The organism is Sulfurimonas denitrificans DSM 1251 (assembly GCF_000012965.1).
GTDB lineage: Bacteria > Campylobacterota > Campylobacteria > Campylobacterales > Sulfurimonadaceae > Sulfurimonas > Sulfurimonas denitrificans.
This window is the reverse complement of record NC_007575.1, coordinates 1,942,179-1,956,841: the sequence shown is the minus strand read 5'-3', so window position 1 is coordinate 1,956,841 and position 14,663 is coordinate 1,942,179. Positions and strand designations below refer to the sequence as shown.

19 protein-coding genes are annotated in these 14,663 nt (G+C 35.4%); 10 read left to right on the top strand and 9 right to left on the bottom strand.

Annotation, left to right across the window (positions count from 1 at the left end):
* The first annotated feature begins 12 nt into the window (after positions 1-12).
* From SUDEN_RS09740 to SUDEN_RS09725, 4 genes are read left to right on the top strand one after another with little or no spacing between them, the layout of a single operon-like run.
* On the top strand, positions 13-1,113 hold the full coding sequence (locus SUDEN_RS09740) for a prohibitin family protein (protein ID WP_041672569.1): 1,101 nt from the start codon (positions 13-15) through the stop codon (positions 1,111-1,113).
* Between the two features lie 6 nt (positions 1,114-1,119).
* Complete coding sequence (hisIE, locus tag SUDEN_RS09735) at positions 1,120-1,800, top strand: bifunctional phosphoribosyl-AMP cyclohydrolase/phosphoribosyl-ATP diphosphatase HisIE (RefSeq protein ID WP_011373489.1); 681 nt, start codon at positions 1,120-1,122, stop codon at positions 1,798-1,800.
* A gap of 6 nt (positions 1,801-1,806) precedes the next feature.
* Positions 1,807-2,316 (top strand): DUF2393 domain-containing protein, encoded by a 510-nt coding sequence (locus SUDEN_RS09730; protein ID WP_011373488.1) that lies wholly within the window; start codon positions 1,807-1,809, stop codon positions 2,314-2,316.
* Complete coding sequence (locus SUDEN_RS09725; RefSeq protein WP_011373487.1) at positions 2,313-2,873, top strand: DUF2393 domain-containing protein; 561 nt, start codon at positions 2,313-2,315, stop codon at positions 2,871-2,873. Before SUDEN_RS09730 ends, SUDEN_RS09725 begins: the two co-directional genes overlap by 4 nt.
* On the opposite strand, the gene SUDEN_RS09720 is transcribed toward SUDEN_RS09725, so the two are convergent.
* From SUDEN_RS09720 to SUDEN_RS09690, 7 genes are all read right to left on the bottom strand, one after another.
* Entirely contained in the window at positions 2,870-3,829 is a 960-nt protein-coding gene (locus tag SUDEN_RS09720) for a TIGR01212 family radical SAM protein (RefSeq protein ID WP_011373486.1), read from the bottom strand. The two genes, SUDEN_RS09725 and SUDEN_RS09720, sit on opposite strands and share 4 nt — an antisense overlap.
* Positions 3,829-5,184, bottom strand: coding sequence for an amidophosphoribosyltransferase (gene purF / locus SUDEN_RS09715; RefSeq protein WP_011373485.1), 1,356 nt, complete (start codon positions 5,182-5,184; stop codon positions 3,829-3,831). Before purF ends, SUDEN_RS09720 begins: the two co-directional genes overlap by 1 nt.
* A 70-nt stretch (positions 5,185-5,254) precedes the next feature.
* Positions 5,255-6,022, bottom strand: a complete 768-nt coding sequence (gene dapB / locus SUDEN_RS09710) for a 4-hydroxy-tetrahydrodipicolinate reductase (RefSeq protein ID WP_011373484.1) — start codon at positions 6,020-6,022, stop codon at positions 5,255-5,257.
* A 41-nt stretch (positions 6,023-6,063) separates the two neighbouring features.
* Positions 6,064-7,005 (bottom strand): thioredoxin-disulfide reductase, encoded by a 942-nt coding sequence (gene trxB / locus SUDEN_RS09705; protein ID WP_041672568.1) that lies wholly within the window; start codon positions 7,003-7,005, stop codon positions 6,064-6,066.
* 16 nt (positions 7,006-7,021) lie between these two features.
* Positions 7,022-7,507, bottom strand: coding sequence for a hypothetical protein (locus SUDEN_RS09700; RefSeq protein ID WP_041672317.1), 486 nt, complete (start codon positions 7,505-7,507; stop codon positions 7,022-7,024).
* 11 nt (positions 7,508-7,518) lie between these two features.
* Positions 7,519-7,839: a thioredoxin gene (gene trxA / locus SUDEN_RS09695; RefSeq protein WP_011373481.1), complete on the bottom strand. Its 321-nt coding sequence runs from the start codon at positions 7,837-7,839 to the stop codon at positions 7,519-7,521.
* A gap of 77 nt (positions 7,840-7,916) precedes the next feature.
* Positions 7,917-8,696 carry a histidinol-phosphatase gene (locus tag SUDEN_RS09690; protein WP_011373480.1) on the bottom strand — a complete coding sequence of 260 codons (780 nt, stop codon included), beginning with the start codon at positions 8,694-8,696 and terminating at the stop codon, positions 7,917-7,919.
* An 86-nt stretch (positions 8,697-8,782) separates the two neighbouring features.
* On the opposite strand from SUDEN_RS09690, the gene SUDEN_RS09685 reads away from it, so the two are divergent.
* From SUDEN_RS09685 to SUDEN_RS09665, 5 genes are all read left to right on the top strand, one after another.
* On the top strand, positions 8,783-9,517 hold the full coding sequence (locus tag SUDEN_RS09685) for a hypothetical protein (protein ID WP_011373479.1): 735 nt from the start codon (positions 8,783-8,785) through the stop codon (positions 9,515-9,517).
* Complete coding sequence (locus SUDEN_RS09680) at positions 9,514-10,806, top strand: peptidase U32 family protein (RefSeq protein ID WP_011373478.1); 1,293 nt, start codon at positions 9,514-9,516, stop codon at positions 10,804-10,806. The genes SUDEN_RS09685 and SUDEN_RS09680 overlap by 4 nt, the downstream gene beginning before the upstream one ends.
* Positions 10,807-10,885: 79 nt before the next feature.
* The gene (purE, locus tag SUDEN_RS09675) at positions 10,886-11,383 is read left to right on the top strand and encodes a 5-(carboxyamino)imidazole ribonucleotide mutase (RefSeq protein WP_011373477.1); all 498 of its coding nucleotides are present in this window, start codon (positions 10,886-10,888) and stop codon (positions 11,381-11,383) included.
* Between the two features lie 171 nt (positions 11,384-11,554).
* Positions 11,555-12,028 (top strand): DUF3972 domain-containing protein, encoded by a 474-nt coding sequence (locus SUDEN_RS09670; protein WP_011373476.1) that lies wholly within the window; start codon positions 11,555-11,557, stop codon positions 12,026-12,028.
* A 15-nt stretch (positions 12,029-12,043) separates the two neighbouring features.
* A complete protein-coding gene (locus SUDEN_RS09665) occupies positions 12,044-12,901 on the top strand; it encodes a damage-control phosphatase ARMT1 family protein (RefSeq protein ID WP_011373475.1) in 858 nt (285 codons plus the stop codon).
* A 4-nt stretch (positions 12,902-12,905) separates the two neighbouring features.
* Here SUDEN_RS09665 and SUDEN_RS09660 read toward each other — a convergent pair whose 3' ends face one another.
* Complete coding sequence (locus tag SUDEN_RS09660) at positions 12,906-13,349, bottom strand: DsrE family protein (RefSeq protein ID WP_011373474.1); 444 nt, start codon at positions 13,347-13,349, stop codon at positions 12,906-12,908.
* 2 nt (positions 13,350-13,351) lie between these two features.
* Positions 13,352-13,882 (bottom strand): carboxymuconolactone decarboxylase family protein, encoded by a 531-nt coding sequence (locus SUDEN_RS09655; protein ID WP_011373473.1) that lies wholly within the window; start codon positions 13,880-13,882, stop codon positions 13,352-13,354.
* A 99-nt stretch (positions 13,883-13,981) separates the two neighbouring features.
* On the opposite strand from SUDEN_RS09655, the gene SUDEN_RS09650 reads away from it, so the two are divergent.
* Positions 13,982-14,662: a MerR family transcriptional regulator gene (locus SUDEN_RS09650; protein WP_011373472.1), complete on the top strand. Its 681-nt coding sequence runs from the start codon at positions 13,982-13,984 to the stop codon at positions 14,660-14,662.
* Position 14,663: the final 1 nt, after the last annotated feature.

The following is a 14,663-nucleotide window of genomic DNA, read 5'->3' as shown; positions in this document are numbered from 1 at the left end:
GAAAACATAACAATGGCATCGGATATGAATGACTATTTTAATAAGAAAAAGAGCCAGAGTGATGGGTTTGAGAAAAAATCGAGCGGCGGGAGCGGCGGCGGTGGAAATATTCCTCAAATGCCAAAGATAGATTTTAACTTTGGCGGAGGAAAAGCAGGAGTTGCTTACTTTTTAGTAGCAATTATAATTATTTTAGTTTTAGCAAAACCTTTTACGATTATTGAAGAGGGTGAACGCGGAATTTTAAGTACAAACGGAAAGTACCAAGATCAAGCGCTTCTTCCAGGACTACATTTTATTTTACCTGTAATTCAAAAAGTTTATATTGTAGATACAAAGGTGCGTATCTTTAACTATGCATCTGGAATTGAAGCTGGTGGCGGAAGTCTCTCATCAGGCATAAAGGCTCAACCAGCAATTGCTGTTCTAGATAAACGTGGTCTTCCAGTTGCTATAGAGCTTACAGTGCAGTACAGATTAAATGCGCAATTCGCAGCACAAACAATTTCAAACTGGGGATTTAGCTGGGAAGATAAGATAATCAATCCAGTTGTACGTGACGTAGTTCGTAATGTTGTAGGTAAGTACGATGCTGAGAGTCTTCCACAGATGAGAAATAGCATAGCAGAAGAGATAGAACTTGGAATTAGAGGAAGTGTAACGGGGCTAGAGAACTCTCCAGCAGATTTACAGTCTGTTCAGCTTCGTGAAATTTTACTTCCTCCAAAAGTAAAAGAGCAGATAGAGAATGTTCAAATAGCAAAACAACAAGTTCAAAAAGCTGAGCAAGAGGTTCTGCGTGCTGAGCAAGAAGCACTAAGACGTGCTGCAGAGTCAAGAGGTATAGCAGAGAAGGCTAGAATTGAAGCTCAAGGTCTAGCTGATGCAATTACAATTGATGCAGATGCAAAATCAAAAGCTAACTACTTGATTTCAAAATCATTGACTACTCAGCTACTTCAGTTGGAGCAGATGAAAGTTCAAGGTCAATTTAATGAAGCCCTTAGAGATAATAAAGATGCTAAAATTTTCTTAACACCTGGTGGATCAACTCCAAATATCTGGGTTGATATGAAAGATGCTAAACAGAGAACTTCAACAGCTACTGAGTAGATTTATATGCAAGAGATTATAAATAAAATAGACTGGCAGAAAATAGAACTTCTGCCAGTAGTTGTTCAAGATATCATAACCAATGAAGTGTTGATGATGGCATACATGAACGAAGAGGCATTAACGCTCTCGCTTAGCACAAAAATTGCTCACTACTTTTCTCGTTCAAAACAGCGTATCTGGAAAAAAGGTGAGAGCAGCGGGCATATACAAGAGATAGATAGTTTTAGTATCGATTGTGATAATGACACTCTTTTGATAAAAGTTAAACAGCATGGTGTAGCTTGCCATACAGGGAGACGCTCTTGTTTTTTTACAGAGCTACAAACAGGAACGATAAAGAGCGAGATAGAAGTTAAGAGTGAAGCTCTTTATGGAGTTATTGATACACTCTATCACACCATTCAAGAGAGAAAATTTGCAGATCCAAGCACGTCATGGACTGCAAAACTTCTTAGCAAAGGCGATAATACAATACTCAAAAAAGTTGTAGAAGAGGCAGCTGAGTTTAGTTTTGCATGTAAAGATAGTGATGAAAAAGAGATAATTTATGAAGCAGCAGACTTAACTTACCATGTGCTTGTCGCACTTGCTGCAAAAAATATATCTCCAGATAGAATCAAACAAGAGCTCTCTCGCAGATTTGATATGAGTGGAATCGCTGAGAAAAACTCAAGAGATACATAGAATAACATGTATAAAATAAACGAATTCATTAAAGAGTTAATCCTTTATGATTATATTCTTTTTGGTTCTTTGTTACTTGTTTTTCTGATTTTGCTAATTATTGGCATAGTTTTTCGTCAAAAAACGCTCTTGGCTGTATTTTTAATCTTTTTTGCATTTATAATCCTCATATTTGGCTCAACAGTTGGTTATGTAGAGATGCACAATTATCTTTTTAAAAACGAGACAACACTTACTAGCCAAAAAAAACTCTCCTTTACACAAGCGGTTGTAGTTTATGGAAGAGTTAAAAACGTTTCACAAAGAGATTTTAAAAGTTGTAAGGTTAGTGCTACTGTATATAGATTCAGTGGCAACGAAATTAAAGATTATATAAAAAAATTCAAGCCTATCGTTAAAATGTCGATTGTTGAAGAAGATATTGCCATTGGGCAAGAGCGTGAAATTAAGATTATTATTTCTCCATTTGTTTATGGTGGTGATTATAATGTCTCTCTTGGAGCAGATTGCAGATGATTACACTTTTTAACTTTTGGCACTATTTAGCATTTACGATTGGATTTATTGTTTTGGGTGTGGGAGTTTTTTTTGCATTAAAGCAGAAAAAACAGAGCATGGTTTTCTCTATAATATTTTCAGTTTTGCTTATAACCATTTTAATGTCTGCTGTTTCAATAGTTGTTATTGATAAATATACGAAAATCGCAAAACTTTATAAGCTTGAAAATAAAAGAAATTTAAGTACAGAGCAGATTATGTATAGTGGAATTGTAAGAAATGAGGGTGATTATGAGATTGGAGAGGTCACCTTTGAGATAAAACTCGTAAACAAAGGACATGTAAGTGGCAATGTAAAAGCTGGTACATTTTTTAGCCCAAGAGGTTTTTTTGATTTTTTTGATTTTATAATATCTGATGAATCAAGAAAAGATACCAAACCGCAGCAAATTGAATATAAGTTTGTAGTAGCAAAAAATTTAAAGCCTAAAGAGAGTCAAGAGTTTAGAGTATATTTTGATTATCCACCATACTTTAGTAGTGTTTCACATTTCTCTAACGTTTCTGCGCATTAATACTTAAGATTAAAAGGTTTGAGTGAGCTGTTTATCTTTTTAATCTGAGCATTTTTATCTCTACACCACTCTGGTGCTAGAAGAGAGTCATTATCTATTCCAGCTGTTACTCTTTGAACTGAAATAGTATCTGGCTTCATATTTATAGCTTTTGTAAGCGTATCAAGATATAACTCTTCATTAATTGGCAAAAAATCTCCTTTTGTAAAATCATTTGCAAGAGCTGTTTTTTTTACAACATAAAGAGGGTGATACTTCACAGAATCAATTCCCCACAGATAAGCTTCTTTTGCGGTATGAAGCATCATCTCCTGTGTCTCATCAGGCAGACCAAATATAAGATGTCCACATACATGTAACCCGCTCTTCTTTGCCTTTAAAATCCACTCTTTAACATTTGCGCTATCATGACCGCGATTTATTTTTTTGAGTGTTTCATCATAGACTGATTGTATCCCAAACTCTATCCATATCTCTTTTTCTTTGTTAAGTTGTGCTATGTACTCTAACGTCTCATCTGTTATGCTATCTGAGCGTGTGCCAATACTAAGACCTACTACATTATCAAATGAGAGAGCTTTTTCGTAGAGAGCCTTTAGTGTTGAGAGTGGAGCATAGGTATTTGTAAAAGATTGGAAATAGACTAAAAACTTTTTAGCTCCATACTCATCACGTTGTCTTTTACTAATTGCATTAAATTGCATCTCAAGTTGTAGAAGTTGTTTATCTAAATTTGGATTTATTTGTGAGTTGAGATTTAAATGAAACCCTTTTAGCTCTTGAGTCTCATTTGTACTTGCGCTAAAGGAGTCATTCTCACAAAATGTGCATCCGCCCTTCGCTACTGTTCCATCTATATTTGGACATGTAAAACCAGAGATATTGATACCGACTTTATAAACTTTACAACCAAACTTATCTCGTAAGTAGTTGCCAAAGGTAAAAATTTGTTTCATTAAACTATGTATTTTCCTGTAAAACAAGCAGTACAGTAGTTGTCTGTATCGGTTTTAACACTTCTAAGAAGTGAAGCCTCATCAAGATATGCCAATGAATCAGCTTCAATGAACTTACATATATCATCTTGGCTCATATTTGCAGCGATTAGCTTATCTTTATTTGGTGTGTCAACTCCATAGAAACATGGATCAGTGGTTGGAGGAGAAGATACTCTCATATGAACTTCACTAGCTCCTGCCTCTTTTAACATTCTTACAATTCTTTTTGATGTTGTTCCACGAACTATTGAGTCATCTACAACGATAACTCTTTTGCCTTTGATAATGTCAGTCATTGGAGAGAGCTTCATTTTAACTTTTAAATCTCTCATCTCTTGAGTAGGTTCGATAAAAGTTCGTCCGATATAGTGGTTTCTCATAATTCCCATCTCATAAGGAATACCACTCTCTTGAGCGTAACCTATAGCCGCTGGTACACCGCCATCTGGAACAGGGATAACCATATCTGCTTCAACAGGTTTTATATGCGCTAACTCTCTTCCCATATCTTTTCTGGTCTGATAAACACTTTGTCCAAAAACTTTTGAATCAGGTCTTGAAAAATAGACATATTCAAATATACAGTGCTTTGGAGTTGGCTCAAAAACTTGAATACTCTCTGGCTCTTTGTCTTCATCAAAGATAAGAAGTTCTCCAGGCTTTACATCTCTTATAAACTCAGCTCCTACAAGGTCAAATGCGCATGTTTCACTAGCAACAATATAACCGCCACCTGGAAGTTTTCCAAGGCTTAGTGGACGAAAACCATGACGGTCACGCATAGCAAACATCTTTGTTCTACTTAAAAAGACAAGTGAGAAAGCACCCTCGATTTTCCCAACAGCATCAATAATTCTATCTAGGAGTTTTCTTTTTTCACTTTTTGCTATAAGGTGGATAAGGTTTTCAGTATCCATAAATGTCTGAAAAATCGCACCTTTGTCTATGAGTCTGTTGCGAATCTCTTCAGCATTTGTTAAATTTCCATTATGAACAATTGCCATTTCACCCAAATCATATCTTGCAAAAACTGGTTGAGCATCTAGGATTGAGTCATCTCCAGCAGTTGAGTAGCGGGTATGACCTATTGCACTTGAGCCTCTTAGGGTTTCGAGTTTTTTCTCATCAAAAACACGCATAACTAAGCCACGTTTTTTAATAGTTTGAAGTTTAACTCCGTTTGAAGAGCTTATTCCAGCTGCTTCTTGGCCACGATGTTGAAGTGCGTGAAGTGAAAAATAAGCCAGTTTTGAAGCCTCTTTATTGCCATAAATCCCTACAACTGCACACTTTTCATTCATATCTTCTAGCACATTTCTCTCCTTGGCTAAATAGTTAAATATTTTTGCGATTATACTAAAATCAAATTAAAATAAAATTGATTTAAATTTCTAAACAGTCACTTATAGAATAGAGTCCTGCTTCTTTTTTTGCTAACCATGAGGCAGCTCTTATAGCCCCTTTGCTAAATGTATTTCTTGAAGTAGCTGTATGATTTAGTTCTATAAACTCTCCATCGTTGTAAAAACCTACAGTATGGCGACCAACAATATCTCCGCCACGAAGAGCCATTACGGCTATCTCATCACTATTTCTCTCACCGATGTTGCCATCTCTTCCGCTTACACGAACCTTGTTAAGGTCTAAACCACGCCCACTTGCAGCTGAGTGTGCTAAAGTGAGTGCAGTACCGCTTGGTGCATCTTTTTTATGTTTATGATGCATCTCTACAATCTCTATATCAAAGCCTTTTAATGCTGCTGAAGCTTGATGTACGAGCTTGTTTAAGAGAGCAACTCCTAAAGACATATTTGTAGCATATAGAATAGGCATATTCTCACTTGCTTGTTTTAAAAGATTTAGTTGATGAGCATTTAATCCAGTTGTCCCAATAACTAAAGGTTTTGGAGTTTTAATTGCAGCTTCAAGCAAATCTTCACAAGCCTCAGGAAGTGAAAAATCGATAACTATATCACATGCATTAAGAAATGATTTCATATCAGTGCTAACAAGCACCGATGGGTCAATTGAGAAATCAAGAGAGTTTCTTACATATACAGAACTAAGACTAATATTTTCACTTAATTTGAGGTCGTCTATAAGCAGTTTACCAACTCTTCCATTTGCACCAAAAACACCAACTTTTACCATTTTATTCCCCTTTTATACTTATAACATTTAAAAATTTTATTTTAGTGATTTAATAGCTCATCAACATAAGAGATTGCTTTTAATGCAGCGACTGCACCATCACCAGCTGCACTTACAACTTGCTTAGGAGCTGCAACTCGCATATCTCCAGCAGCAAAAAGTCCTTTTATGGAAGTCTGCATGCTAATATCTACAATAACTTCACCTTGTTTATTCATTTCACATAAAAAGGTCCCATCTTTTTGTTTTAGGGTTTGGTTGTTTACATCATTGCCAACAAAAGTAAATACTCCTGGAACTTTAATATCACGTATTTCACCATTGTTATTTTTTATAAAAATCCCAGTAACACCCATTTCATCGCCATACACTTCTTGTGGAGAGGAGTTTAGGACAAGTTCTATGTTTTGTGTTCTTTTAACTCTCTCTACCGTATTGGGAGCAGAGCGGAATGTGTCACGTCTGTGAACAAGATATACTTTTGAGCATATTTTAGCAAGATAAAGTGCCTCTTCAAGAGCTGTATCGCCTCCGCCAATGACAACTACCTCTTTTCCTTTATAGAAAAATCCATCACATGTAGCACAAGTACTCACACCTTTTCCAAAGAGAGCATTCTCTCCCTTAAAACCAGCACGTCTTGGAGATGAGCCAGTACAAACAATTACACTGTGAGCCTCCGCTACTGTGCCATCTTCTTTAAGAATTTTAAAAATATCTCCATCTTTACTAACTCTAAGAACAGCAACCATCTCATGCTTAAGTCCAAATTTTTGGCACTGTGCTGGCCATGGAATCATTAAATCCATTCCACTGATTTCGCCTGTAACACCAGGATAATTCTCTATCTCAGAACTTTGTGTAATCTGACCACCAGGCATTCCTTTTTCAAACATAACTACATTTTCTAATCCGCCACGAGTAGCGTAGAGTCCAGCAGTTAGACCAGCAGGTCCTCCACCAATAATTGCACAATCCAAAATCATAAACATAATCCTTTTATAAATCTTTTATTTTATTTGATAACTCATTCAAATTATCTAGTTTGAGTATCATACTATCTTGTTTATAAATCTGCTCTTTTGTTTTTTTTATAAAGAAGATAGATGGGGATTCATAGATATTAAACCTCTGGATAAAGCTAAGTGACGTTTTTGTTCCAGACCTAAGAAATGTTGTACCATCGGTCTTTGGAAATACTTGATTGTAGTAGTCAATTGCCAAAATTTGATAGTTAAGTTTTGTTTGAGATAAGAGTTTTGCAGTCTCAGGCTCTCTTGAAGAGTAAAATACTATTATATAGTCATCTTCTGTGGGGCTAAATATATCTTTTTGTTCATAAAACGTCCACTCTTTGAAGTCGATGAATTTATATTCTGAAAACTTGTAGTTGAAGTAAGCAAAAGCAGCAGCTATCATAGCTGCCCCAAAAAAAGAGGCTAGGAGGGTAGATAAAGAAAAGAGACTTCTGCCTCCTTGCTTCACCGAAGAAATCTTTACGCTAAAAGAGCGTCGATTTTTTGTGCAAGAGCAGCTTTAGATTGCGCTCCAACAACTTGATCTACCATTTTGCCATCTTTAAAAAACATGATAGTTGGGATAGAACGAATACCAAATTTTACAGCAATATCTTGCTCTTCATCAGTGTTTACTTTACAAATTTTAGCTTTGCCATCATAATCATTTGCTAACTCTTCAATTACAGGAGCAATCATACGACAAGGTCCACACCATGGTGCCCAAAAATCAACTAAAGAAACACCTTTACTTAATGTAGCTTCAAAATCTGAGCTAGTTAATTCTATATATTTTCCCATTTTAATTTCCTTACTTAATTTTATGTTGGGGCATTATACAGAGCTAAGTCTTTAAAATTGCTTTTACAGTGAATCTATTAAAGATTTATAAACTCTTTTTTTCTGTTGCGATATATTACGCATTGGCTAAAACCTAACTCTTTGACCATTTTCATAGTTTCATCGCTAAATAGCCCAACTTGCTCTGGCTTGTGCGCATCAGAGGCGAATGTTATAGAAATATTTAATTTTTTAACCTCTTTTAGTAAATCATACGATGGGTATGTTTGAGCAATAGGTTTTCTAAGACCCGCAACGTTTATTTCAACAGACATATCAGCATCTTTAATTGCTTTGAGAGCATTTTTTGCAATATATGCAATATTTCCTTTTGGCATAAATTTAAAAATTTTTATTAAATCTAAGTGTCCAACTATGTCAAATAGTTTGCTCTTAGCCATCTCCTCTATCGCATCGAAATATTTTTGCCAGATTTCATCAATATCTTGATTTTCATAATCTTTTATAAACTCTGGATTATCAAACCCCCACTCATTTATAAAGTGTACGCTCCCAATGAGATAATCAACTTTTGCATTTAATACTCTCTCGTCCATGTAGCCTCTTAGATAATCTACTTCATACCCCAACAAAATCTCTATCTTTTCTTTATATAGCTCTTTGACCTCTAAAATGCTCTGCTCATAGCTCTGCATCTGCTCAAAACTAATACGGTATTTTGGATCAAAATTCATCGGTGCATGTTCTGCAAATCCAAAATATTTAATATTGCACTCAATCGCTTTTTCTATATATTCATTTATTTCTCCCTCTGCGTGGTTGCAAAGTTTGGTGTGATTATGTAAGTCAGCTATCATATTGGCATTCCAATTTTATATATTTTTATGATATTATAGTGTCAAACAATAAATTTAGCTAATTTTATAAATATGGAGAATTGATTATGACCCAAGAAGAACTTGATGCTTTGATGAGTGGCGATATTGATGATTTGGATTCATTAGGGGATGAACAGAGCGTTTCTGAGCAAAATGATTTAGAAGAAGATGAAGAAGTTGATGATGATGATTTAGTTTTTGAAGAAGAAGAAACTAAAACAGTTAAAGAGAAACCAGTAGGCTATACAAAAAAAACTGCTCATCACTGGCCTATGCCTGCAACAGAAGAGAATAAAATGGTTCATCAATTAGATGATGTAACCAAAGAGAGTGAAGAGAAAGCTAGTGAAATATTTGACATTATAGAGGGTGTTTCAAATAACCTTATGGATAGTGAAGAGGTTATGAATGGCGTTGTTGAAGTTATAAACAGCAATATCGCCCTCTTTAAAACATTAAACAAAAAATTTCCAGATGTTGAAGCTTTTGCAACACAGTTAGAAAAAAATAGCGCTGCATTAGATGATGCAAATCAGATAATAGAGTCTATGCAGTCTGGCGGAGATTCTATCATGAGCGTTATGGATATTATGCAGTATCAAGATATTCATCGTCAGAAGATAGAGCGTGTTATAAATGTTATGCGCGCACTCTCCAACTATATGAACTCTCTTTTTGAGGGTAGAATTGATGATGAGAAGAGAGTCTCTTCCGCTCAACATATTGTAGGCGATACTCATAACGAACTTGCTTCAAACGAAGATATAGAAGCACTGTTAGCAAGTTTTGTAAAACAATGAGTCAAGTTGAACTGTTGTCTCCCGCTGGGACGCTTGAGAAGTTAAAGATTGCTATTGATTTTGGAGCTGACGCCGTTTATGGCGGAGTGAGTCATTTTTCTCTTAGAATTCGCTCTGGAAAAGAGTTTAGCTTTGAGGAGTTTGAAGAGGGCATAGCTTACGCACATGCAAGAGGCAAAAAAGTTTATGCAACTATCAATGGCTTCCCTTTTAACTCTCAACTTAATCTTTTGAAAAAACATATATTAAAAATGGCAGAATTAAAACCTGATGCTTTTATTGTCGCAACGCCAGGAGTTTTAAAACTATGTCATGAGTTAGCTCCAAACATGCCACTTCATCTCTCAACTCAAGCCAACGTTATGAATGTTTTAGATGCAAAAGTTTACTATGATATGGGTGCTACTCGCATAATTACGGCAAGAGAGATTTCACTTCGTGATTTGGTGGAGATTAAAAAAGAGCTTCCAGAGTTGGAGCTTGAAGTATTCGTTCATGGCTCTATGTGTTTTGCTTACAGCGGACGATGTCTTATCTCTACTCTTCAAAGTGGGCGCGTTCCAAATCGTGGAAGTTGTGCAAATGATTGCAGATTTCCTTATGAGATGTATGCTGCAAATCCAGAGACTGGAACACTCTTTAGGCTTGAGGAGGATGAGGGCGTTGGAACTTATATCATGAACTCCAAAGATTTAAATCTTGCTTCACATGTAAAAGAGATACTCGATACTGGTGCAGTGGATTCTATAAAAATAGAAGGTCGAACAAAAACATCATACTATGCAGCAGTTACAGCAAAAGCTTACAGAATGGCGATTGATGATTATTATAATGGCGTAAATGATGTAGAAAAATATCAGTATGAACTTCAATCTCTTCAAAACAGAGGCTATACAGATGCTTATCTTATCTCAAGACCCTTTGAGAAACATGACACCCAGAGCCTTGATTTTACTATGCAGCTAGGAACTCATCAGGTGAGCGGGCAAGTGGACGAGAGAGGTACACATTTTTTATGCAAATATAAAACTCTTCCACATGATGAACTAGAACTTGTCGCTCCGCTTGATGCAAAGATAGAGATGGTGGATAATGAAATTGGTACTATTTATGAGAGAGAAGGCAGAGTTTATATGAAGCTAAAAAAACTCATAGCCCAAAATAAAAAAGTTTGGGATGAGGTACATAGCGGAAACTTAAATCCGATTACACTGCCGATTAAACTTCCGCCTTATACTTTTTTGAGAATCCCAGCACATCCTGATATGGGAACTTATCCAAAAGTTTAATAAGCTCTATTTATCTATCAAAAAATAGTTTAAAAAGCTATGATATAATCGTCCACCAAAAAAAAAGGAAGATAAATATATGAAGTTTGTTTCAATTGTGATAGGTAGCAGAAGTGATTATGAGATTATGAAGTCATGTTCAGATACGCTTGAGGCGTTTGGTGTCTCTTACGAGATGATTATATCTTCAGCACATCGCTCTCCTGAGAGAACGAAAGATTACATTGTACAAGCAGAAAAAAAAGGTGCTCATGTTTTCATAGCTGCAGCTGGCATGGCTGCACATTTAGCAGGTGTTTTATCTTCTAAAACAGTAAAACCAATTATTGGTGTTCCTATGAGCGCATCAGCTCTAAGTGGAATAGACGCACTTCTCTCAACTGTTCAGATGCCAGCTGGAATGCCAGTTGCTACAGTTGCAATAGGAAAAGCAGGAGCTATAAACTCTGCATATTTAGCTATGCAAATTTTAGCTCTTGATAATGAAGAGTTGGCAGTTAAGTTAAAAGAGGATCGTATAGCAAAAGCTAAAAAAGTTGAGATGGATTCTATGGAGATAGAGACTATCTTACCATAGTAAAAAAAGATAAATGCTAAACGACAGTTATGTCGTGGGCTTCTTGCCGAGGGAAATTAAATGTTAGAGTAAGTTAGAGAATCATCTCTCTAACCCTTACGAATTAACATAAAGATTCTCTTGAATTTACTATGTACTCTTGAGGGTGTGAAATAAATTAAAGGAATGGCTATGAAGTGGATGCGTGATGAAGAGTATATGGAACTAACAGGGCTAGATATGTCTGCTATTGACGATTTAGCACACAGAGGCAAACTTACTCTAAAAGTTGAAGATGGCATAAGATATATCGACCCATCCAAAGGTGCAAGAGAAGTGGTTCCCGCTCAATTAAAAGAGCTCTCTTCACATAACACAAAAGAGATGTTAGTTCAGCCTCAGTTTGTTGAAAAAACAATAGGCACCATCATAAATTTACATGAAAAGGTTCTTGATGCAAAAGATGAGACTCTAAGAGCTGTTAGAGTTGAAAATGAGTTTTTAAGAGAGGCGCTCTCTTCTTTGCAAGAACTTTATGATGAAGATAGAAAAACTATACATACACTTCAAGAACAATTAAAACTCTCCCAGCAAGAAGTCGAATTTATGAGAAGAAAATATAAGCTTATGTGGAACAAAGCCATAGAAGAACATACTGAAAAATAGTGGGTATTTCACAATATGACTATTGATGAAGCTTGTGTTACATGTATAATAAATCAAAGTGTAAAAGTAGCAAATGCAATTGGCGCAGATGAGTTGCTTTCTAAAAAATTAACTTCAACTGTAGAGGAGATGAGCAAATCTTTCTCCTTTAGCGATGCTCCTCCTGAAATAGCCTCTTATGTTTATGAAAAAATGGCGCAAATAGCCAATAAAATAGATTTATACGATGAAGTAAAGACTCTCTCAACAAAAAAAGCTCTCTCTTTTGTTCCACTGTTAAAAGAGAAGTTATTAAAATCTCAAAACAAATTATTAACCGCTACAAAAATAGCTGTGGCTGGAAATGTTATTGATCTTGCTGCTGAAGTGGAATTTGACTTAAAAGAGGAGCTTGATAAAATCTTTTATACTGATTTCGCCTATGATGATTTTTCTCTCTTTGAAGAAAAACTACAGAGTTCAAAGAGTGTTTTAATAATCGGAGATAATGTAGGTGAGCATATTTTTGATTATATGTTTATTGAAACACTCCAAGAGTTCTATCCTAAGATAAAATTTTCATATATGGTTAGAGGAACACCAATCATAAATGACGTAACTATGAAAGAGGCAAAGGAAGCTGGATTTGATGAACTTTGTGAATTAATTGACAGTGGAGTAAACAGCCCTGGATTTGCATATAGTAGAGCAAATTCTTATGCTAGAGAAATTTTTGATAACGTTGATTTAGTCATAAGCAAAGGTATGGGGAATTACGAGTGCATGAGTCCATCGCATAGAAAAAATATCTGCTTTTTACTAAAGGTAAAGTGCGCAGTGGTTGCGGCGCACTTACAAAAAGAGATAGGTGATATAATATGTAAAATCGTATAAAAGATTACTCAAAAACCATAAGTGCGTAGCCATTGTTTTGATACTTGATAGTATCTAAATAGCTATTTGGAGAGATTTTTACAGCTGAGATTACGCTACTCTCATCTATCGCATTTGCGTTTAGACTCATAGCGCAAACAACTATCTTAACGCCCCTTTTATCAAGTTTTATAAGCTGAGACTGAGCTAGTTTTACACTCTCTATTTCATCCTCTTTTACAATCAAATCATAATCTTTTGAGACAATCTTGGAACAGTTTCCATGAATGGTTAGAGCAAAATCAGTGCTATCGCCACTCTTTTGTATCATATCCATGGTTCTCTCTATAAGTACCATTCTGCTGGCTATGTATGACATATCTTTGGCATTGCAATTAAAAACAGATTTGTACTCATGTGCACTAGCAACCGTTATAAAAAGAGAGATTAAAATAAAAATATTTCTCACGACTACTGCCCTAGTCCAAAAACATTTGAGAGTGTGTTTATGTAGTTGAAATATCCAGTAATTGCGACTGCTTCAAGAATCTGCGCATCACTATAACCTAAATCTCTAATTGCATCAATATCCTCTTTTAACATCTTGTAACTATCTTTTTGAGCAGCTCTTAGACAGAAGTTTAGAAGAGCTTTCTCTTTTGCGTCAGTATCTATTGCATCAACACCCTCTAAAATTTTTTCAATTTTTTCATCAGACAACCCGAGCATTTTTGCGATACCTTTATGAACGTCAACGCACATTTTACATCCGTTCTCTTTTGAAACCAGAAGAGCAATAGCCTCTTTTGTGTCGTAAGAGAGTGTCGTCTCATCAAGAAGATATTTTTGAATCATCATATCTGTTGCAAAGTAGATTTTTTCATCCATTGCCATTAGCTTAAAAATTTCTCCAAGTTTTCCTGTTTTTTCTAAAATAGGACGAGCTCTCTCTTGTATAGCTGGAGTCATCTCTTCAAATTCTGGTAGTTTAATATGTGCCATTTTTTTCCCTTTAGGTTTAGTTTCTATTAAAACGTTAAGTAGTGCTTAACGTTTAGAATTATAGAGTACAATCCTTAGTTAAAAGTAAACAGGCAAAAGATGAAATACAAAGTATCTCAAATAGTAAAACTTACTCAAACTCCAAAATCAACAATTTTATACTACATAAGAGAAGGGTTACTTCCAGAGGCAAAAAAACTAAAATCAAACGTTCATAGATACTCAGATATACATGTAGAGATTTTAGAGTATATACGCTACATGAAGCAAGAGATGGGGAGCTCTAACGAAGAGCTCAAAACAATGCTAAAAAATAAAAACAGCTCTTTATCCAGCTCTTTTTCGATGATAGCACCCATGATGCAGACACTAGAAAATATCCCAAAAAATGCAAAACACTACACAAAAGAGGAGTTTTTAAATGAGTATAATATTGAGAGAGAGTTTTTAGAAGAGCTATTAAAAGATGATATTTTAATGCCTCTAGGGAGTGATGACTTTACGCAAAAAGAGGCTTCTCTAATCAAGCTTGTAAAAAACTTTCAAGAGATGGGAGTTGAGCATAACATCCTAAGCGAGTATGTTGCTCACGCAAAAGCTTTAGCAGAACTTGAATACAAAATGCAGAAAAATTTATGTGCAATTAGAGATGATGATAACTTTCAAACTCTATGGAAAATCATGTTTGAGACACTCTTTGGTGCAAAAGAGTACATACATAAGCGCTCAACACATAAAGTTTTATATAAGGCTCTCAAAGAGGAGATTTCAAAAAAGTAAA